At 70.3% G+C, this 19651-nt stretch carries 19 protein-coding genes; 15 read left to right on the top strand and 4 right to left on the bottom strand.

The window, feature by feature from the left end; translation table 11 throughout:
* Positions 1 to 432: 432 nt before the first annotated feature.
* The 7 genes from BM362_RS11745 to BM362_RS11715 all read left to right on the top strand — a co-directional run bounded on the left by BM362_RS11745 (position 433) and on the right by BM362_RS11715 (position 7752).
* Positions 433 to 2130 carry a sodium:solute symporter family protein gene (locus BM362_RS11745; protein ID WP_067593789.1) on the top strand — a complete coding sequence of 566 codons (1698 nt, stop codon included), beginning with the start codon at positions 433 to 435 and terminating at the stop codon, positions 2128 to 2130.
* A gap of 10 nt (positions 2131 to 2140) precedes the next feature.
* Positions 2141 to 2416: a hypothetical protein gene (locus BM362_RS11740; RefSeq protein WP_067593786.1), complete on the top strand. Its 276-nt coding sequence runs from the start codon at positions 2141 to 2143 to the stop codon at positions 2414 to 2416.
* Between the two features lie 47 nt (positions 2417 to 2463).
* Positions 2464 to 3471, top strand: a complete 1008-nt coding sequence (locus tag BM362_RS11735; protein WP_143132411.1) for a DUF3558 domain-containing protein — start codon at positions 2464 to 2466, stop codon at positions 3469 to 3471.
* A 92-nt stretch (positions 3472 to 3563) separates the two neighbouring features.
* Positions 3564 to 4565, top strand: a complete 1002-nt coding sequence (gene dhaK / locus BM362_RS11730) for a dihydroxyacetone kinase subunit DhaK (protein ID WP_067593780.1) — start codon at positions 3564 to 3566, stop codon at positions 4563 to 4565.
* Positions 4565 to 5188: a dihydroxyacetone kinase subunit DhaL gene (dhaL, locus tag BM362_RS11725; RefSeq protein WP_067593965.1), complete on the top strand. Its 624-nt coding sequence runs from the start codon at positions 4565 to 4567 to the stop codon at positions 5186 to 5188. The genes dhaK and dhaL overlap by 1 nt, the downstream gene beginning before the upstream one ends.
* Positions 5185 to 5871: a dihydroxyacetone kinase phosphoryl donor subunit DhaM gene (gene dhaM / locus BM362_RS11720; RefSeq protein WP_093573127.1), complete on the top strand. Its 687-nt coding sequence runs from the start codon at positions 5185 to 5187 to the stop codon at positions 5869 to 5871. Before dhaL ends, dhaM begins: the two co-directional genes overlap by 4 nt.
* A gap of 114 nt (positions 5872 to 5985) precedes the next feature.
* Positions 5986 to 7752, top strand: a complete 1767-nt coding sequence (locus BM362_RS11715; protein WP_093573126.1) for a 3-hydroxyacyl-CoA dehydrogenase family protein — start codon at positions 5986 to 5988, stop codon at positions 7750 to 7752.
* Here BM362_RS11715 and BM362_RS11710 read toward each other — a convergent pair.
* The gene (locus tag BM362_RS11710; RefSeq protein WP_093573125.1) at positions 7746 to 8180 is read right to left on the bottom strand and encodes a GNAT family N-acetyltransferase; all 435 of its coding nucleotides are present in this window, start codon (positions 8178 to 8180) and stop codon (positions 7746 to 7748) included. The two genes, BM362_RS11715 and BM362_RS11710, sit on opposite strands and share 7 nt — an antisense overlap.
* Positions 8181 to 8198: 18 nt before the next feature.
* On the bottom strand, positions 8199 to 8714 hold the full coding sequence (locus tag BM362_RS11705; RefSeq protein WP_067593768.1) for an Lrp/AsnC family transcriptional regulator: 516 nt from the start codon (positions 8712 to 8714) through the stop codon (positions 8199 to 8201).
* A 59-nt stretch (positions 8715 to 8773) separates the two neighbouring features.
* Between BM362_RS11705 and BM362_RS11700 the strand changes: the two genes are divergently transcribed.
* The gene (locus tag BM362_RS11700) at positions 8774 to 9886 is read left to right on the top strand and encodes a trans-sulfuration enzyme family protein (RefSeq protein WP_093573124.1); all 1113 of its coding nucleotides are present in this window, start codon (positions 8774 to 8776) and stop codon (positions 9884 to 9886) included.
* A gap of 175 nt (positions 9887 to 10061) precedes the next feature.
* Here the strand turns inward: BM362_RS11700 and BM362_RS11695 are convergent, their stop codons facing one another.
* Positions 10062 to 10265 carry an FmdB family zinc ribbon protein gene (locus BM362_RS11695; RefSeq protein ID WP_067593762.1) on the bottom strand — a complete coding sequence of 68 codons (204 nt, stop codon included), beginning with the start codon at positions 10263 to 10265 and terminating at the stop codon, positions 10062 to 10064.
* Between the two features lie 45 nt (positions 10266 to 10310).
* Here BM362_RS11695 and BM362_RS11690 point away from each other — a divergent pair, with 45 nt between their 5' ends.
* From BM362_RS11690 to asnB, 6 genes are all read left to right on the top strand, one after another.
* A complete protein-coding gene (locus BM362_RS11690; RefSeq protein WP_093573123.1) occupies positions 10311 to 11435 on the top strand; it encodes an alkaline phosphatase family protein in 1125 nt (374 codons plus the stop codon).
* 137 nt (positions 11436 to 11572) lie between these two features.
* The gene (locus BM362_RS11685; protein WP_093573122.1) at positions 11573 to 11878 is read left to right on the top strand and encodes a hypothetical protein; all 306 of its coding nucleotides are present in this window, start codon (positions 11573 to 11575) and stop codon (positions 11876 to 11878) included.
* A 46-nt stretch (positions 11879 to 11924) separates the two neighbouring features.
* Positions 11925 to 12926, top strand: coding sequence for a helix-turn-helix transcriptional regulator (locus BM362_RS11680; RefSeq protein WP_093573421.1), 1002 nt, complete (start codon positions 11925 to 11927; stop codon positions 12924 to 12926).
* A 121-nt stretch (positions 12927 to 13047) separates the two neighbouring features.
* Positions 13048 to 14280: a Bcr/CflA family efflux MFS transporter gene (locus tag BM362_RS11675; RefSeq protein WP_067593757.1), complete on the top strand. Its 1233-nt coding sequence runs from the start codon at positions 13048 to 13050 to the stop codon at positions 14278 to 14280.
* A gap of 16 nt (positions 14281 to 14296) precedes the next feature.
* The gene (locus BM362_RS11670; protein WP_244287121.1) at positions 14297 to 15490 is read left to right on the top strand and encodes a cytochrome P450; all 1194 of its coding nucleotides are present in this window, start codon (positions 14297 to 14299) and stop codon (positions 15488 to 15490) included.
* Between the two features lie 28 nt (positions 15491 to 15518).
* Positions 15519 to 17348: an asparagine synthase (glutamine-hydrolyzing) gene (asnB, locus tag BM362_RS11665; RefSeq protein WP_067593754.1), complete on the top strand. Its 1830-nt coding sequence runs from the start codon at positions 15519 to 15521 to the stop codon at positions 17346 to 17348.
* Between the two features lie 164 nt (positions 17349 to 17512).
* Here asnB and BM362_RS11660 read toward each other — a convergent pair whose 3' ends face one another.
* A complete protein-coding gene (locus BM362_RS11660; RefSeq protein ID WP_067593751.1) occupies positions 17513 to 18046 on the bottom strand; it encodes a CGNR zinc finger domain-containing protein in 534 nt (177 codons plus the stop codon).
* 26 nt (positions 18047 to 18072) lie between these two features.
* Between BM362_RS11660 and BM362_RS11655 the strand changes: the two genes are divergently transcribed.
* On the top strand, positions 18073 to 19479 hold the full coding sequence (locus tag BM362_RS11655) for an MFS transporter (RefSeq protein WP_067593748.1): 1407 nt from the start codon (positions 18073 to 18075) through the stop codon (positions 19477 to 19479).
* Positions 19480 to 19651: the final 172 nt, after the last annotated feature.

Here is a 19651-nt window from a genome sequence, read left to right as displayed (position 1 = left end):
CCAGCGAGTACAGAATCGAAAGCAGCTCCTCGCCGTCGGCGCGCTTGTCGATCTGCCGCTGGGCGAACACGTCGAACACGCCGTTCAGCAGCGCTTGCCAGAGCGGCCCGGAGGTCCGGGCACGGGCAGCGCGGGACCGGTCATCGCGGCGGAGGGACTTCTCCAGGATCGCCGAAGGTGCCGGGATCTGAGGGGCCCGACGCCGAGCACCGCCCCGGAACGGGTGAATCTGGCCGGTTGGCGAGGGGTTGGCCGGCGAAGCGACAGGACTCAACACGGGTGCTTCCGGGCACGCGGAATGCACAGGTCAGCGGCAGGTTGGTGAAAAACCGCGGTGTCGGGGTGCCGCTTCGGAATCCATGCAGTACTGTGCCGGTCTGACAGGAACGATGGTGTTTTCTGTGTGAGAATGTTTGATTCGGAGGTGGCAGGGTGCCGTTCCTCGCCGACGCGAACTTGCGGCTCGACGCGAGTCCGATCGACTACATCGAGTTGGCGTTCTATTTCGTCCTGGTGCTCGGCATCGGCTATCTCGCGCGAAGGCAGGTGTCGAGCAGTCTCGACTTCCTGCTGTCGGGCCGGTCGCTGCCGGCGTGGGTCACCGGTCTGGCGTTCATTTCCGCGAACCTCGGCGCGGTCGAGGTCATGGGCATGTCCGCCAACGGCGTCCTCTACGGCCTGCCGACCGTCCATTACTTCTGGATCGGCGCCATCCCGGCGATGCTGTTCCTCGGCCTGGTGATGATGCCGTTCTACTACGGCTCCAAGGTCCGCAGCGTGCCGGAGTTCATGCGCCGCCGGTTCGGGCCGACCGCGCATCTCGTCAACGGCATCAGCTTCGCCGCGGCGCAGATCCTCATCGCGGGTGCGAACCTGTTCCTGCTGGCCAGCGTCGTGAACCTGCTGCTGGGCTGGCCGCTGTGGGTGTCGATCGTCATCGCCGCCGCCATCGTGCTCGGCTACACCGCGCTGGGCGGGCTTTCGGCCGCGATCTACAACGAGGTGCTGCAGTTCTTCGTGATCGTCGTGGCGCTGCTGCCGCTCACCATCGTCGGCCTGGTCAAGGTCGGCGGCTGGCAGGGCCTGGTGCAGAAGATCACCGACAGCCCCGGCGGCACCGCGCAGCTGCACTCCTGGCCCGGGGACAACCTCACCGGCTTCGGCAACAACTTCCTCTCCGTGCTCGGCATCGTGTTCGGTCTCGGCTTCGTGCTGTCCTTCGGCTACTGGACGACGAACTTCGTCGAGGTCCAGCGCGCGATGGCGTCGAAGAGCATGTCGGCCGCGCGGCGGACGCCGATCATCGGCGCGTTCCCGAAGATGCTGGTGCCCTTCATCGTGATCATCCCCGGCATGATCGCCGGCGTCGTGGTGCCGGAGTACTTGCAGGACAAGGGACTTCTGCTGCAGGACAAGGCCGCGCCGAGCGGGGTCACCGCGAACAACGCGCTCCTGCTGCTGATGCGCGACCTGCTGCCCAACGGCATCCTCGGCATCGCGATCGCCGGTCTGCTGGCGTCGTTCATGGCGGGCATGGCGGCGAACCTCAGCTCGTTCAACACCGTCTTCACCTACGACATCTGGCAGACGTACGTGAAGAAGGACAAGCCGGACGGCTACTACCTGAACCTCGGCCGCAAGACCACGGTCGTCGCGACCGTGCTGGCCATCGGCACCGCGTTCGTCGCGTCCCAGTCCTCGAACATCCTGACCTACCTGCAGGACCTGTTCTCGTTCTTCAACGCGCCGCTGTTCGCCACGTTCATCCTCGGCATGTTCTGGAAGCGGATGACCGCGGCCGCCGGGTGGATCGGCCTGGTGGCGGGCACCGCGTCGGCGATCACGATCTGGGCGCTGTCGCAGGCGGACGTCCTCTCGCTCGCCGGGCAGGGCACCAGCTTCGTGGCGGCGGGCACCGCGTTCGTCGTCGACATCGTGGTGAGCGTCGGGGTTTCGCTGGCCACCCAGCCGAAGCCGGACGCGCAGCTGGTCGGCCTGGTCTACTCGCTCACGCCGCGCGACGCGCTCAAGCACGACAACACCGGCGAGAACGCCGGCTGGTACCGCAAGCCGGGTCTGCTGGCCGGCATCGTCCTCGTCATCACCATCGCCCTCAACATCATCTTCTGAGGAGGCCCGCATGACCGAGAAAACCTCGCGGCCGCACAAGGCGGGCGCCTTCGACATCCGGCTGATCATCGCGCTGCTGCTCGGCGTCTACGGCGTGATCCTCACGATCATGGGCGCCGGGTTCACCAGCGACGACGATCTGAAGAAGGCCGCCGACGTGAACATCAACCTCTGGTCGGGCATCGGCCTGCTGGTGGTGACCGCGTTGTTCGTGCTGTGGGCGGTGCTGCGGCCGCTGGTCGTGCCCCCGTCGACCGAAACGACAGAAGAGTCACCCGCCGAATAACCGGGTTGGCACCACGTCCGGCGGCCTCGCCCGCTAGGTTGCCGGACGTGGTGCACGATCCCCGGTTCGGCCGGTTCCTGAAGGTGTCCGCCCTGGTGGCCGCGGGCGCGGTCGCGATCTCCGCGCTGTCCGCGTGCGGCGGCCCGAATCTGGGCAAGGAGAACTTCGCGCGCACGACCGTCCCCGCCGCCGGGGACGGTGCCGCGACGTCCGGCCCGATCACCGATCCCGCGGTCGCCCCCGCCGTGCTGCGCGACCTGCTGCCCTGCCAGTTCGTGGACAAGACCGCGATGAGCCCGCTCGGCACGATGCAGGGCGAGGCGACCGCGTCGAGCACGCAGTTCGACTCCTGCGTCGCGAAGGCGAACGACCCGGGCGGCAAGGAAATCCGGGCGAGCGTCGAGGTCGGCGGCATCGTGACGTTCGCTTCCGACAAGACCACCGGTGCGGTCGGCGGGCTGCCGCAGGTCGAGGTGCCCGACCTCGGTGGCGGCTCCGGGTGCGTGGTCAGCGCGCTCACCGCGCGGAACCCGGCCTTCGGCGTCTCCTTCCGGGTCGACTACACCGGTGGCGACGCCTGCGCGGCCGGTCGCAAACTCGTGGCTACAGCCGTCGAGAAACTGCACAACAACCCGCAGAAGTACACGCCCGGCCCGGGCACGCTGCTCGCCGTCGACCCGTGCACGGTGCTCGACCCGGCCGCGGTGGACGGGGTCGTGAAGGGCGGGAAGCCGCGACCGTCCGGACTGCACTCGTGCGAATGGGGCCTCATCCCGAGCGTCCGGGTGACGATGTTCCCCGGCATCGCGCCGTCCGAAGGCGACGGCTGGCTGAAGGCCGACGTCGGCACGCCGAGCCAGGCGTACGCGAAGCAAGGCACCTCCGGGTCGAGCTGCCAGGTCAAATGGCAGCACCGGCAGTGGAAGGAAGACCACGTCGAGGTGGTCCAGCTGGAGTACACGAACTCCGACGCGCAGGCGGACAAGGACGACCCGTGCGGCAAGACCGTCGGGCTGGCCAAGCAGCTGGCCGGGAAGCTGCCGCCGGCCTCGTGAGTGCTGATCACGGTGAGAACCGGGATGGGCACTCACGAGCCCGGCGCACTAGGTTGGGGTCGTCCACGACGCCGAGGTGCCGGAGGTCCGCCATGAAGAAGATCATCAACGATCCGGCGGCCGTCGTCGCCGAATCGCTGAGAGGGCTCGCGGTCGCGCACGCGGACCTGCTGCGTGTGCGCGACGATCCGGCGCTGGTCGTGCGCGCGGACGCGCCGGTATCGGGCAAGGTCGCGGTGGTGTCCGGCGGCGGGTCCGGGCACGAACCGCTGCACGGCGGATTCGTCGGCCCCGGGATGCTCGACGCCGCGGTGCCCGGGCCGGTGTTCACCTCGCCGACCCCGGACGCGGTGCAGAGCGCGCTCGCGGCGACCACCGGACCGGCCGGGGCGCTGCTGATCGTGAAGAACTACACCGGCGACGTGCTGAACTTCGAAACCGCCGCCGAACTGGCCGCGGCCGAGGACCTCGACGTGCGCAGCGTGGTGATCGACGACGACGTGGCGGTCAAGGACTCCACGTTCACCGCCGGGCGGCGCGGCGTCGGCGGCACCGTGCTGCTGGAGAAGATCGCCGGTGCCGCGGCCGAGCGCGGCGATTCGCTGGACGCGGTGGAAGCGCTGGCGCGCAAGGTGATCGGGCAGGTCCGCTCGATCGGGGTGGCGCTGTCCGCGCCGACCGTGCCGCACGCCGGCGAGCCGAGTTTCGACCTCGGGCCGGACGAAATCGAGTTCGGCATCGGCATCCACGGCGAGCCCGGCCGCGAGCGGATCCCGGCCGAACCGGCCGACGCGCTGGTCGCCCGGATGGTCGAGGCGGTGGTGTCCGACCTGCCGTTCGAATCCGGCGACAAGGTGCTGCTGTTCACCAACTCGATGGGCGCCACCCCGCAGCTGGAGTTGTACCTCGCGCACGGCATCGCCGAGCGGCTGCTGGCCGAGCGCGGGATCCTGGTCGAGCGCAGGCTGGTCGGCCCGTACATCACGAGCCTGGAAATGCAGGGCATCAGCCTGACCCTGCTGAAATTGGACGACGAGCTTACGCGGCTGTGGGACGCGCCGGTGCGCACGCCCGCGCTGCGGTGGGGGATCTGATGGCCTGCACTGCCGAAGGGGTCGCGGCCGCGTTGCGCGCCGCCGCCGAAGTGATCGCCGAGCACCGCACCGAACTGGTGGACCTGGACCGCGCGATCGGCGACGCCGACCATGGCGAGAACCTCAGCCGGGGCTTCACCGCCATCGTGTCCGCGCTAGAGACCGCGGTGCCGGAAACCCCGGCCGGCGTCGTGAAACTCGCTGCCACCACGCTGATTTCCAAGGTCGGCGGCGCGGCCGGACCGCTTTACGGCACGGCTTTCCTGCGTGCGTCGGCGAAGCTCGGCGACGCGGCGGAGATCGACGTGCCGCTGTTGCTGGACGCACTGCGGGCAGCGCTGGAAGGGGTGCGGGCGCGCGGCAAGGCGGCAGGCGGCGACGCGACGATGGTCGACGCGCTGATCCCGGCCGTCTCCGCGGCCGAAGGCGTTGCGGACGGCACGATCGCGGACGTGCTCACCGCCGCGGCGGACGGGGCCGACCGCGGTGCGGAGTCCACTGTGGACTTGATCCCGCGCAAGGGCCGTGCCTCCTACCTCGGGGAACGCGCGGTCGGGCACATGGACCCGGGCGCCCGTTCGACGGCGCTGCTGCTGCGTGCGTTCGCGGAGGCGGCCCGGTGACCGTCGGAATCGTTCTTGTGTCGCACAGCGCGAAACTGGCCGAAGGCCTGGCCGACCTGGCCGCCCAGATGGCCCCGGACGTCCGGATCGTCCCGGCGGGCGGACTGCCCGACGGCGGCGGCATCGGCACTGACTACGACGAGGTCGTCGCGGCCGCCCAGCGGGCGGATTCCGGCGACGGCGTGGTGCTGCTGTACGACCTCGGCAGCGCGCAGATGACCGCTGAGCTGGCGGTGGAGTCACTGGCCGACCCGTCCGCCGCGGTGGTCGTCGACGCGCCGCTGGTGGAAGGCGCGGTGGCCGCGGCCGCCGCGGCGCAGGGCGGCGCGAACACCAAGGCGGTGGGCGAGGCCGCGGCGAGCGCCGGTGTCGCACCCGACCTGACCGCCGCGGAGCCTTCGGCCACCGGCGAGGAAGGTGTGGTGGAGAAGGAATTCACGCTGACCAATGACGTCGGCCTGCACGCGCGCCCGGCCGCGGTCGTGGTGCGCAGCCTGGCGGACTTCGAGGCCGAGGTATCGATCCGGCTGGGCGAACAGGAGGCGGACGCGCACAGCGTGCTGGCGCTGATGTCGCTCGGCGCGCGCCAAGGCGACCGGATCGTGGTGCGGGCTCGCGGGCCACAGGCGGCGGAGGCGGTCGCGAAAGCGGCCGAGCTGGTGGAGTCGAACTTCGGGGAGTGACGCCGGTTTCCGACCGGGTGACTTCGCCGGGACTGACTCGATTCCGATGTGCTTTCGAGGGTCGCGCGTGGCACAGTGAGCGGCAATTACCAGCGGGTAACCTCTGGAGGCCCTGTGGCACGGGAAATCTCGACGGTCGGCGTGGTCGGTCTTGGCACGATGGGCGCGGGCATCGCCGAGGTGCTCGCCCGCAGCGGACTCGGCGTGGTCGCGGTGGAACTCGACGAGGCCGGGGTCGAACGCGGCCTCGGCCACCTGCGGCATTCGACCGAACGGGCGCTCGCGGGCGGGAAACTCGACGAGGCGGGCCGCGCGGCGCTGCTCGGCCGGATCCGCGCCACGACCTCGCTGGCTGAACTGTCCGAAGTGGACTTGGTGATCGAGGCGATCCCGGAGAACCTCGCGGCGAAGGCCGAGGTTTTCACCCAGTTGGACCAGGTGACCCGGCCGGACGTGGTGTTCGCGTCCAATACCTCCTCGCTGTCGATCACCGAGATCGGCGTGCACACCGCGCGGCCGGGCAAGGTCGTCGGGATGCACTTTTTCAACCCGGCTCCGGTGCTGAAGCTGGTCGAGGTCGTGCGCACGGTGGTCACCGAGCCGGACGTGGTGTCCGATGTCGTGGAATTCGCGCAGCGGCTGGGAAAATCGCCGGTGGTGATCGGCGACCGGGCCGGGTTCATCGCGAACGCGCTGCTGTTCGGCTATCTCAACCACGCGGTGCGGATGTACGAGCAGCGCTATGCCACCCGGGAAGATCTTGACGCCGCAATGCGTTTCGGCTGCGGTTACCCGATGGGTCCGCTCGCGCTGCTCGACCTGATCGGGCTGGACACCGCGTACGAAATCCTCGACACGATGTACCACCAATCCCGGAACCGGCTGCACGCGCCCGCGCCACTGCTGAAGCAGATGATCACCGCGGGGCAGCTCGGACGCAAGAGCGGACACGGTTTCTACGCCTACGACGCGCCGGATTCCCCGGTGGTGGTGGATTCGGCCGTTTCGGCCGAAGCGGACTCTTCGGTGGCTCGCGAAGTGCGTTCCGTCGGTGTGATCGGCACTGGGACAATGGCGACCGGCATCGCGGAAGTCTTCGCCAAACGCGGTTTTGCCGTCGTGCTGAGGGCTCGCAGCACGGAGAAGGCCGAAGCGTCGGTGGCGAAGGTGAAGAAGTCGCTCGACAAGGCAGTGGTGAAGGGCAAACTGTCCGAAGAGGACGCTGCGGCCGCGCTCGGGCGGATCCGGCCGGTGACGGAATTCGAGGCACTGGCCGGCGTCGACCTGGTGGTCGAAGCGGTGGCCGAAGAGCTTTCCGTTAAGCAGGCGGTGTTTTCGGCTTTGGACGAGGTCGCCAAGCCGGGCGCGGTTCTCGCCACCACGACGTCCTCGCTGCCGGTCATCGAATGCGCGGCGGCGACTTCGCGGCCCGGCGACGTGATCGGGCTGCACTTCTTCAATCCCGCACCGGTGATGAAACTGGTCGAAGTGGTGTCGACGATCGCGACCGCTCCCGACGTCACCGCCACCGCGACGGCAGTGTGCGCGGCGGTCGGCAAACACCCGGTGCAGTGCGGCGACCGGGCCGGGTTCATCGTGAACGCGTTGTTGTTCCCGTATCTCAACGACGCGGTGAAAATGCTGGAAGCGCATTACGCGTCGGCGGACGACATCGACACCGCGATGAAGGTCGGCTGCGGTCTGCCGATGGGGCCGTTCGAATTGCTGGACGTGGTCGGGCTGGACGTGTCGCTGGCGATCGAGCGGACACTGTTCAACGAGTTCCGCGAAGAAGGCTTCGCCCCGGCGCCGTTGTTGGAACACCTGGTGACGGCAGGACGATTGGGTCGCAAGACCGGCAAGGGCTTCAAGGACTACTGACGCTTGTACGTGTAGAGCATAAAGCCGTCGTGGTATTTGCCCACGCGGTCGTAAAGCGCGCGAGCCGGGGCGTCTTCGAGGGTGTTCCAGTAAAGCGACGGAAAGCCTTGTTCGGCGGCGTCGCGGGCAACCCACTCGATCAGCGCGGTCGCGACACCTTTTCGCCGGACGTTCTCGTTGACGAACAGATCAGCGAGATAGCACCTTCCGGAGTACCAGATGCTGGCGTGGAACAGGTAGTGCGCGATGCCGGCCATTGTGCCGTCCAGCCGCGCGGCGATCCCGCGGATCCGGTCGTCGTCGAGCAGGCGGCGCCAGGTCCGGTCGTAGCTGTCGCCGGTGCGTTCGACGTCGAAGTAGGCGTCTTTGCCGCGAGCGAGGATTTCCCAGTCGGCGCGGTCGGATTCGGTCAGGTCGCTGATCTCCACGGGGCTATCTCGCGCTGCTCACCGGTCGCGCCGCCGGATGCGCGCGCCTGGGGCGGGTTCGCCGTCCGGCGGCAGCAGCGGGCCGCCCTGCCATTGCTGGAACACGAGGTTCGTGTGCACGCGGGCGACCTCGTCGCGGGAGGTGAGTTCGTCCAGCACCAGCCGCTGCAACTCGGCGGCCGAGGTAGTGGCGACGTGTGCGAGGAAGTCGTCCGGCCCGGTCAGGTGGTAGACCGCGCGGATCTCCGGCAGCGCGAGAAGATGTTCCGCGAACTGCTCGACCAGCGGCCGTCGATGCGGCCGGACCTGCACGAACAGGAACGCCTCCAGCGGACGCCCCACCTTCGCCGGGTCGACCTTGGCGTGCTGGCCGGTGATCACGCCGGTCTCCCGGAGCCGTGCCACCCGGTCCAGGCAGGTCGACGGCGCGAGCCCGACCGCGGCCGCGAGTTCCTTGTTCGACGTCCGGGCATCATTCTGCAACACCCGCAGAATCTCAAGATCAACCGGGCTCAGTTCGACGGTGTCGCTCATCGTTGAATCTTATCCGAGATTGTTGCTTTACCGCCGTTGTGTGTCCGAACGTGGCTGCTATGACTTCCGCCTTGCGCACCCGAGCCGTCCACGCCGGTCGCGACGATCTCGCCGACCTCGGCCTGCACGCCGCCCCGCTCGACTTCTCCACGACCTACCCCGCGCGCGACAGCGCCGAGGAGGCCCGCCGGATCGACGAGTTCGCCGCGGGCGGGAACGTCACCGGCATCTACGGCCGGATCGGCAACCCGACCGTCGAACGGTTCGAACAGGCGCTGGCGGAACTCGAAGGCTTCGACCACGCGGTGGCTTTCGCCAGCGGCATGGCGGCGGTCTCCGCGTGCCTGCTTTCCGCGGTATCGCGAGGAAAACGGCACATCGTCGGTGTCCGGCCGCTGTATGGCTGCACGGACCACCTGCTGACCACCGGCCTTCTGGGCACCGAGGTCACCTGGACCGCGCCCGAGGATGCCGCCGACGCCCTGCGCCCGGACACCGGCCTGGTTTTCGTGGAGACCCCCGCGAACCCGACCTTGAGCGAACTGGACATCGCCACCCTGACCGCGGCCTGCGGCGACGTCCCGGTCCTGGTCGACAACACCTTCGCGACGCCAGTCCTGCAACGCCCCGGCCGGCTGGGCGCCCGGATGGTGCTGCACAGCGCGACCAAGTTCCTGGGCGGCCACGGCGACGTCATGGGCGGCATCGTGGCCTGCGACGCCGAAGAAGCCGCGCGCCTGCGCTCCCTGCGCTTCGCTACCGGCGGAGTGCTGCACCCGCTCGCCGGATACCTGCTGCTGCGCGGCCTCTCGACACTCCCGCTGCGCGTGAAGGCTGCTTCGGAAACCGCGGCGGTCTTGGCCGAGCGCCTCGCTTCGCACCCTTCGGTACGCACCGTGCACTACCCCAAACTGGGCGGCCCGCTGGTGGCCTTCGAGGTGACCGGCGACCCGCACGCGGTGATCGGCGCGGTCCGGCTGATCACGCCCGCGGTGAGCCTGGGCAGCGTCGACACGCTGATCCAGCACCCGGCTTCGCTGACGCACCGCATCGTCGCCGAGGACGATCGCACCGGTTCGGGCATCACCCACGGTTTGCTGCGGCTTTCGGCCGGGCTGGAGGATGTCGAGGACTTGTGGCTTGATCTGGATCAGGCGCTGAAGTCCTGCTGATCGGGTGCGCACGCGGTATCCACCGCCCGGGTCGGCGGTGGATACCGGGCGGCCCGGCTGGGCACAGCCCTCGCCTGGCAGCCCGCCGAACCGGCGAGCACGCCGGGCGGGACGTTCTGCTGGCCAGCTTCGGCAACTGACCGGGGCCAGCCCTTCGTCAGCCGCGACGCGTCGATCAGCCGCAGCAACCGCCGCCGCAGCACCCTCCGCCAGCCGGTGCGGGCGCGGCGGCCGAACCGGTGAGCGCGACCGTCGTGAGCAGCTTGACCGTGTCCGCATGCCCCTCCGGGCAGGGGGCGGGCGCGCTGGACTCGGCCATCGGGCGCTGGAGTTCGAACGTCTCGGTGCAGTCGCGGCAGCGGTAGGCGTAAGTGGGCATGGCTTGATTATCGCTGGCGGGCCGCGTTGGTGGGAAGCTGTCCGGGTGGATGTGCCCCAGTACGCGGATGTTCCGCACCTCGGCCAGGTCGTTCCCGCCCTGCTCGGCGCGCTGGGCGTGCCCGGCGAGGACGGCGGCCTGGCAGTGCCCGAAGCCCGCAGCGCGTGCGTGCTCCTCATCGACGGCCTCGGCTGGGAACTGCTGGCCCAGCACGCGGCGGACGCTCCCGTTCTCACCGAACTCGCCGGCAGCCCCCTGCGAGTCGGCTTCCCGTCGACCACCGCCGCCGGCGTCGCCGCGATCGGCACTGGTCTGGCGTCGGGCGAGCACGGCATGGTCGGCTACACCTTCGAGATCCCAGGAACCGGCGTCCTGAACGCGCTGCGCTGGCGCTCCCACGAGGACGGAAGCGACCTCCGCGGAGCCCTGCCGCCCCGCGATGTCCAACCTCTCCCGACGACCTTCGAACGCGCCGCCGCCGCGGGCATCGAGGCCGCGGTGGTGTCTTCGGCGCAGTTCGCCAACACTGCCTTGACCCAAGCGACGCAAAGCGGTGCCCGATACGCCGGCGTGCACGCGCTGGGCGACCTGGCCGCGCGAACCTTGGACATACTCTCTTCGCGCGCGTTTTGCTATGCCTACCACAGTGAACTGGACCTGCTGGGCCACCTTTACGGCCCCGGCTCGACCGCGTGGCGGATGCAGCTCCGCCAGGTCGACCGGCTGGTGGAGTCCATTGTGGACGGATTGCCCGCCGGTGCCGTCCTGGCGGTGGTGGCCGACCACGGAATGGTGACCGTCGAGGAAAAACTGAACCTGGAGGACACTCCGGAGCTGCTGGGGGGCGTCCGCGCGTTCGGCGGGGAGGTTCGCGCGCGGCATGTCTATACGGAGCCCGGTGCGACTGCGGACGTGGTGGCCGCGTGGCGCGAGGTCCTGGGTCCCCGGGCGTGGGTGCTGCCGCGCGAGGAAGCGATCGCGGCGGGCTGGTTCGGCGCCGCGGTGAGCGACCGGGTGCGCCCGCGAATCGGCGACGTGATCGCCGCGGCGACGGGAACCTTCGGCATGGTTCGCGAACTCGCCGAGGCAGTGGAGTCGAACCTGGTAGGCCAGCACGGCTCGCTGACGTCCGCGGAGCAACTCGTCCCGCTTGCGATCGCCCGGGCCTGATCCATGCGGAGCCTTCGCTCTCGCCGAGGTACGTGAGGGGAACCCTGACCTACCTTGCACAGCGCTCGGCAGCGTCGGCGGGCAGCGGTTCGGTGTGGGGCTGAACCATCCCGCCGACGTCCGGTTACCGTGGCTGCGTGCCCAGACGCAATCGACCCGGCCGAGGCCGTTCCGGTGCCGTCGAACGGCCGGATGCCGGTGCGGTCAGCGGCTGGGCCCGCAGCGAATCCGCTCCCGACGGCGACTGGCTGGTGCGCACCGTTCCCGGTTCGCAGGCCGCCAAGACCTATCGCTGTCCCGGTTGCGATCACGAGATCCGTCCGGGCGTCCCGCATCTGGTCGTGTGGCCCGCGGACGAGACCGGCGGGGTCGCCGACCGCAGGCATTGGCATCGGCCCTGCTGGGAGGCCCGGGCCCGGCGGCGTCCGCAGCGGCGCCGGTGAACGGGAAAGCGACACGGGCCGGCGAGTAAGGCTACCCTTGCTTGTCGTGATCCAGTCTCACCAGATCTGCGGTCCGACCGGCTCGGCCGAGGACAGCCATGCCGCCTACCTGTCGTCGATCGCGTGCGCCGAACCGGGTCCCGACGGGACGGTCCGGCACCGGCTGCGGCCGGAGTTCGGCGACGGCGCGATCGAGGTCACGGCGCTGCGCCGCGGGCTGTCGCTCGTCCGCTACGACGTCGAGTTCTCCGGGACCCACCGGGTCGAATACCGGTTCCCGGGCGATCATTTCGAGCTGGAGCACTGCCTCGGCGGGCGGATGCGCATCCGCGAGTCCGGCACCGGCACCGGCGAGATGCGCGCCAGCGCGGTGTCGCTGAGTTCCCGCAGCGCCCTCGAAGGAGTGGTCGAATACGAGCCGGGAGAGCGTTATCGCGCGGTCTCGGTGACCGGGACGTGGACCGGGCTGGAGTCCTATCTCCAGGACCTCGGCGCGTATTCGCTGCCCGCGATCGGGCCGGAACACCTCGCCCGCGAGCGGTATCTGGGCCGCTCGACGGCGTTGCTGCCCGCCGCTGATCCGCTGCGGGAGATCTTCGCGCATCGCCGAGGTTCCGCCGGCCGCCTGCTGTTCCTGGAATCGCGGTTGATGGCCGCGCTCGCCGCACTGGCCGACGGTCTGGTGGCCACGCCAGCCGAAACCGGCGAACCCGAGCTGGCCGACCACGAGGAGACCGCTTTGCGCCGCGTGCCCGACCTGCTGTGGCAGCATCGCCACGACCCGCCGACGCTGGCCCAGCTGGCCAGGGCGTCCGCGATGTCGGTGCGTCGGCTCACCACCGGCTTCCGGTCCCTGTACGGGATTCCGGTGATGGAGCACCACCGGCGCCGCTGCCTCGACCGGGCGGCGGTCCTGCTGGTCGAGACGGACTGGCCGATCGCGCGGATCGCGTCCGAGATCGGGTACGCCTCGGCGAGCAATTTCGGGTACGCCTTCCGCCGGGACCGCGGGAGTTCGCCCGCCCGGTTCCGGCATGCCCGAACCTGACGCCGCAACGATCTCCACAGCACCGAGCAGCGCGCTCCACACCACAACCGGGCCGAGCCGCCGACGATAACGGCAGCGGTCGCTCGCCGGCCGCGTTGTGGCTCGGACGGAGTGGAGGCTCATGAACGGCGGCATCGACACCGCGACCCCGCGTACCGGAACCGGACGGCTTGTCCTCGTCCTCGGCGGTCTTTCCGCGGTGTCGCCGTTCGCGGTCGACATGTACGCGCCGGGATTCCCGCAGATCGTCTCCTCGTTCGGGACCACCACCGCGGCGGTGCAGTTCTCGCTCACCTCGTGTCTCGTCGGGTTCGCGGCCGGGCAGCTCGTGCTCGGCCCGGTCAGCGACACGCTCGGCCGCCGCCGGCTGCTGCTCGCCGGGGCCGCGCTGTTCGCGGTCTTTTCCGTGGTGTGCGCGCTTGCCCCGAACCTCGCGGTGTTCGACCTCGCCCGGCTGTGCCAGGGGGTGGCCGGCGGCGCGGGGATCGTGCTCGGACGGGCGGTGATCAGCGATCTGTTCACCGGCGCGGGCGCGGCCCGCAGGCTGACCGCGCTGAGCGTGATCGGGTCGACCGCGCCGGTGCTGGCCCCGGTGCTCGGCGGGGTGGTCGTCGGGCTGGGTTCCTGGCGGCTGGTGTTCGCGGTGCTCGCCGTGACCGGGATGCTGCTGCTGGCCGGGGTCGGCTCCTGGGTGCCGGAATCGCTGCCCGCGCACCGGCGGCTGCCCGGCGGCTCCCGGCGGGCAGCCGCCGCGATGGGCCGGCTGCTCCGCCGCCGCGCGCTGGTCGGGCATCTCCTCGTGGCCGGCTGCGGGATCGGCGCGTTGTTCGCTTACATCAGCGGCTCGCCGTTCGTCTTCCAGGACGGCTACGGCTTGTCGCCCGCCGTCTACAGCCTCGTTTTCGCGACGAACGCGGTCGGCACCGTCCTGGCCGGCGCGCTGTTCGCCCGGCTCGCCGGGCGCGTGCGGCTGAACACCCTGCTCACGATCGGTGTGCTCGTGATGGCGCTCGCGACGGGGACGCTCGTGCTGCTGCTTCTCGCCGGCGTGAGCACGGTGCCCACGACCTGGATCTGCCTGTTCGGCGCGACCTTCGGATTCGGCATCGTGCTGCCCGCTTCGACGACGATCATCCTCGCGATCGGCGGTGACGCCCCCGGCGCGGCCTCCGGCCTGATCGGCGGCGCGCAGTTCCTGATCGGCGCGGCGGCGGCCCCGCTGCCCGGAGCGGCCGGAACGACCACCGCGCTGTCCACCGCCGTCGCGGTGCTGGGTTTCGCGCTCGTGGCGGCGGTCGCCTTGTTCGTGCTCGCGCGCCCGGGGGAAGGGAACGGCGAGCCCGAAACCGCATGAGCGAAAGGAGAATCCCGTGCTCGTTCCGGAAGACGAACTGACCGCGGCGCCCGAACTGGAGCTTGCCCGAGCCTGCCCCTACCGGCCCAACGCGCAGCACGTGCGAGTGCGGGACGCGGCCCGCCCGGTGCGGATGCGGCTGCCGTCCGGGATGCCGGTGTGGGCGGTGGCCGGTCACCGCGGCATCCGCGCCGTGCTCGCCGACGACCGGTTCAGCGCCGACCGGCAACGGCAGGGTTTCCCCTTTGCCGTGGACGGCCAGCCGGGCGCCTTCCGCCGCACGATGATCTCCATGGACGGCGCCGAGCACCGCGCCGCCAGGTCCGCGGTGGCCGGCGAGTTCACCGTCCGCCGGGTCCGGCAGTTGCGGCCGCGGATCGACCGCATCGTGCACGAATGCCTCGACGCCCTGCTGGCCGGTCCGAAACCCGCGGATCTGGTCCGCGCGCTCGCGTTGCCGGTGCCCTCCCGGGTGATCTGCGAACAGCTCGGGGTGCCCTACTCCGACCACGACTTCTTCCAGACCCGCTCCACCACGATGCTGCTGCGCACCGCCACCGCGCCGCAGCGGCTGCGGGCGATCGACGAACTGCTGGCCGCGCTGGAGACGCTGATCGCCGAAAAGGAAGCGGCCCCGCCCGAGGATCTGCTCGGCCGGCAGATCCGGAAGGGCCGCGAGGACGGCGAATACCGGCGGACGGCCTTGGTACGGATGGCTTTCCTGCTGCTCGTCGCCGGACACGAGACGACGGCGAACATGATTTCGCTCGGCGCGCTGAACCTGGCCGAGCGGCCGCTGCTGGCGGCGGCGCTGCGCGCGGACCCGGCACGCGCCCCGCTGCTCGTGGAGGAGCTGCTGCGCCGCTTCACGATCGCGGAGTTCATCCCGACCCGGGTGGCCACCGAGGACGTGCACCTCGACGGCGAACGGATCGCCGCGGGGGAGGTGGTCGTGCTGCTGTGCAACGCGGCCGATCACGATCCGGCGGTGTTCCCCGGTCCCCGGCGCGGCGCTCGCGACCACCTGGCGTTCGGGCACGGTCCGCACCAGTGCCTCGGCCAGCAGCTGGCGAGGACGGAGCTGGAAATCGTCTATACCGCGCTGGCCACCCGGTTGCCCGGCCTGCGCGCCGCGGTGCCCGCGCGGCGGCTGCGGTTCAAAACCGATGCCGAGATCTACGGCATCCACGAATTCCCGGTGACCTGGTGAACCCGGGCGTAGAGGAGGCGAAGATCCGATGTGCGGCATCGCGGGGTGGGCGGATTTCGAACGGTTTCCCAGCCGGGAACCACAGGTGCTCCAGGACATGACCGAGGCGATGGCCTGCCGGGGTCCGGACGCGCACGGCTGCTGGTTCGACGAGCACGTGGCCTTCGGCCACCGCAGGCTTTCGGTGATCGACCCGGCGGGCGGCGGCCAGCCGATGACGCTGGAGCACCTCGGCCGCACGGTGCTGGCGATCACCTACAGCGGCGAGGTGTACAACTACCGCGAACTACGCGCGGAACTCAGCGCGCTCGGCCACCGGTTCCGGACCGCCAGCGACACCGAAGTGGTGCTGCACGCCTACTTGCAGTGGGGCACGGCGATGGCACGGCGGCTGAACGGGATGTTCGCGTTCGCGATCTGGGACGCCCGCAGCGAGCGACTGCTGCTCGTGCGCGACCGGCTCGGGATCAAACCGCTCTACTACTGCCCGGCCGGCCGCGGGCTGCTGTTCGGTTCGGAGGCCAAGGCGATCCTCGCGCATCCCGACGTGGCGCCGGTGGTGGACCGGGACGGGCTGCGCGAGTTGCTGGCCGGGGTCAAAACCCCGGAGCACGCGATCTTCCGCGGCCTGCGGGAACTGCGGCCGGGACACCTGCTGGTCTTCGACCGCGAGGGCAAGCGAATCCAGCGGTACTGGGCGTTGGAGGCACGCGAGCATCCCGACGATCTGCACACCACGGTGCGGACGGTCCGCGCGTTGCTTGAGGACATCGTGGAACGCCAGCTGGTCGCCGACGTCCCGCTGTGCACCCTGCTTTCCGGCGGCCTCGACTCCAGTGTGGTGACGGCGCTGGCGGCGCGCTCGCTCGCCGCTCAAGGCGCCGGCCCGGTCCGGTCGTTTTCGGTCGATTTCGCGGGCAACGAACGGGATTTCGCCGCCAGCCTGGTGCACGAATCGCCGGACGCGCCGTTCGCCGCGGAAATGGCGCGGCATGTCGCGGCCGAGCACACGAACCTGGTGCTCGGGCTCGGCGAACTCGCCGCTTCCTCGACCCGGGCCGTGGTCCCGCGGGCGCACGACGTGCCCGCGGCGCTGCTCGGCGACGCGTTCGCCTCCTTGTACCTGCTGTTTCGCGCGGTCCGTGAACGGTCGACGGTGGCGCTGTCCGGGGAAGCCGCGGACGAACTGTTCGGCGGCTACCCGTGGTTCCACGTGCCGGAGCTGCGCGACGCGGACACTTTCCCGTGGGTGGCCGCCGGGTACGACCTGCTCCCGGCGCTGTCCGGGCTGCTGGATCCCGGGCTGCTCGCGGACCTGGACGTCGAGGGCTACCGCGCCCAGCGGTACGCCGAGGCGCTGGCGGAGGTGCCGGTGCTACCCGGCGAGGACGCCGCGGCGCGGCGGATCCGCGAGGTCGGCTACCTCGCGGTGACCCGGTTCGTGCCGATGCTGCTGGACCGGAAGGACCGGATGAGCATGGCGGTGGGCCTGGAGGTGCGGGTGCCGTTCTGCGACCACCGGCTGGTCGACTACCTGTTCAACGTGCCGTGGCGGATGAAGTTCTTCGACGGCAAGGAAAAGAGCCTGCTGCGGGCGGCGGCAGGCCACCTGCTCCCCGAACCGGTGGCGAACCGGAAGAAGAGCGCGTACCCGATCACGCACGACCCGGGATACGACGCGGCACTGCGCGCCGAGTTCGCCCGGCTCGCGAGTTCTCCCGGTACACCCGTGCACGCGCTGATCGACGGCACCGCGACGGCCCGGCTCGGGTCCGCGAACGGCTGGCCGTCCCGGTCCGGGCTGGAGTTCATGGTGCAGCTGGACTCCTGGCTCGCCGACCACGACCTGGCGCTGTGAACCCGGAAACCGCTGCCGCCGGACTGCGGCGCGGGCGACACGGGCGTGGCCGCGGCAGCGCCGCGGGCGCCGAACCGTCCCGACGGCGCCCGGTTGCCGTGGCTGCGTGCCCGGCCGCTGGGCGCCCCGGCGGCGGCCGGACCAGCGCTGGCGAAGAGAAACCCTTACGGCGAAAGGGTTTCCTTCCGGCGCGCCCGGTGCCGCCGGACCGCGTCGCGGTTGACGCAGGCGTGGGTGCAGTACCGCTGCGTCCCGCTGCGGGTGAAGTCGACGAACGCGCGGCGGCATTCCGTCGCGGCGCAGCGGCCGAGGCGGTGCAGGCTGGTCGAGGTCAGGTACTGCGCCGCGGCCACGGATGTCACCGCGCGCAACACCGCGGGCAGGCGCATCCCGTCGTCCTGGTAGTGCAGATGCCAGCTGTACCCGTCGTGCTCGGTGATTCGCGGGTAGGCGGCGGCCTCGGCCAGCAGGGCGTTCAGCAACCGGACCCGGTCCGCTTCGCCGGTCGTGTCGATGACCTCGACCCACCGGTCCAGGAAGGCGCACACCTGCGGAAAATCCTCGTCGGCGGCGGGCGGGACCGGGCCCATCTCCGGCTCGTCCCAGCGTCCGACCAGGTCAGCGAGGTCTGCCGGGCGATCGTTGGTGAGGCCGGTCACAAACTTGAGGAAACTCCGGTAGTAAGAGTTATGTGTCATAAGCCTATTACACCACGATCTTAGGCATGCCTCACTTGACGAGTCGCGCCGAACCCGCGGTGGCCGCGCCGTCCTGGGTTCCGTTGATCGCCGCGTGCGTCGGCACGTTCCTGCTGCTGATCTACACCAGCATCGTCACCGTCGCGCTGCCCGCGATCGGGGCCGAGCTCGGCGCGGGGTACGGCCAGCTGCAGTGGATCGTGGACGTCTTCACGGTAGCGCTGGCCGGATTGCTGCTGGGCTTCGGCTCGCTGAGCGACCTGCTCGGCCGCAAGCGCGTCTACCTCGCCGGACTGGTTCTGTTCTCCTTCGCGACGCTGGCCTGCGGGCTGGCCGGAACGCCCGGCGAGCTGATCGCCGCGCGGGTCGTGCAGGGCGTCGCGGGCGCGGCGATGTTCGCGACGATCCTGCCGCTGGTCGGGTTGACCTACGAGGGCCGGCACCGGGCCCGGGCGTTCGCGGTCTGGGGAACGGTCGCCGGAGTGGCCAGCGCGGTGGGCACCTTCTCCGGCGGCGTGCTCGCGCAGTTGCTCGGCTGGCGCTGGATTTTCTTTGTCTCCCTGCCCCTCTGCGCGGTCGCGATCATCATGGCGGCGACGTCGTTGAAGGAGGGGCCGCGAGTGCGCGGCCGCAGCGTCGACTACCCGGGCATCGGCACGTTCTCGCTCGCCGCGACGGGCCTCACCTATTCCGTCATCACCGGCGGCGATCGCGGATGGTCGTCGGCCGGTGCGGTGATCGGGTACCTGGTCACGGCGGTTGCCATCGGAGCGTTCGTGGTAGTGGAGCGGCGCAGCGCCGCGCCCATGGTGCCGACCGGCCTGTTCGCGACGCGCCGGTTCCTCGGCGTAGTGCTCGTCGCGTTCAGCTACTACTTCGCCGGATTCGGCGCGCTGCCGGTGATTTCGCTGTGGTTGCAGAACGTGACCGGCCTGAGTTCGGCGGCGACGTCGGCGGTGCTGGCGCTGCAGGTGGTGGTGTTCGTCGCGGTGTCGGCGCTGATCAGCGGACGGTTGCACGCCAAGTCGCCGGGCCGGGTGCTGGGCGGCGCGACGATGTTGCTCGGCTTCGGCTGCCTGACCGGGGTCGCGGTGCTGCTCAGCCCGACCTGGATCGCCCTGCTGCCGGCGTTGGTCCTGACCGGAATCGGTGCGGGCATCGTGTCCCCGGTCTTCCCCGCGGTGGCGATCGCCTCGGTCCCCGCGGAGTACGGCGGCACCGCGGGCGCGGCCGCGAACAGCTCCCGGCAGCTCGGGCTGGCGCTCGGGATCGCGGTGTCCGGCGCGGTCTACGCGACCCGCGGCGAGGGGAGCGCCGGGGCGACGCACGGGGTGTTGCTGGTGTTGCTGCTGTGCGGCGTGCTCGCGGCAGTGAGCGGTCTCACGGGCGGCTGGCTGCTGCGGGACAGCCCCGGGGGCAACGCTCAGGGATGAGTTGACCGCTGTTTCGTCACCTGAAAGGAGGAAGCTGGAAACGGGGGGACGATTGCTATTGTTCGACCTTGCCAAAATCGTCTGTCCACAATGTACATTCAGCGCACGGGTGCGGTGACCAATTCACCAGGCGATAGCAGGCTGGTTCGTGCCGCGCAAGGAACTTGGGTCG

This window comes from Amycolatopsis rubida, from assembly GCF_900115345.1.
Taxonomy (GTDB): Bacteria; Actinomycetota; Actinomycetes; order Mycobacteriales; family Pseudonocardiaceae; genus Amycolatopsis; species Amycolatopsis rubida.
The sequence above is the reverse complement of the archived record's forward strand: the minus strand, read 5'-3'. Positions and strand labels throughout refer to the sequence as shown.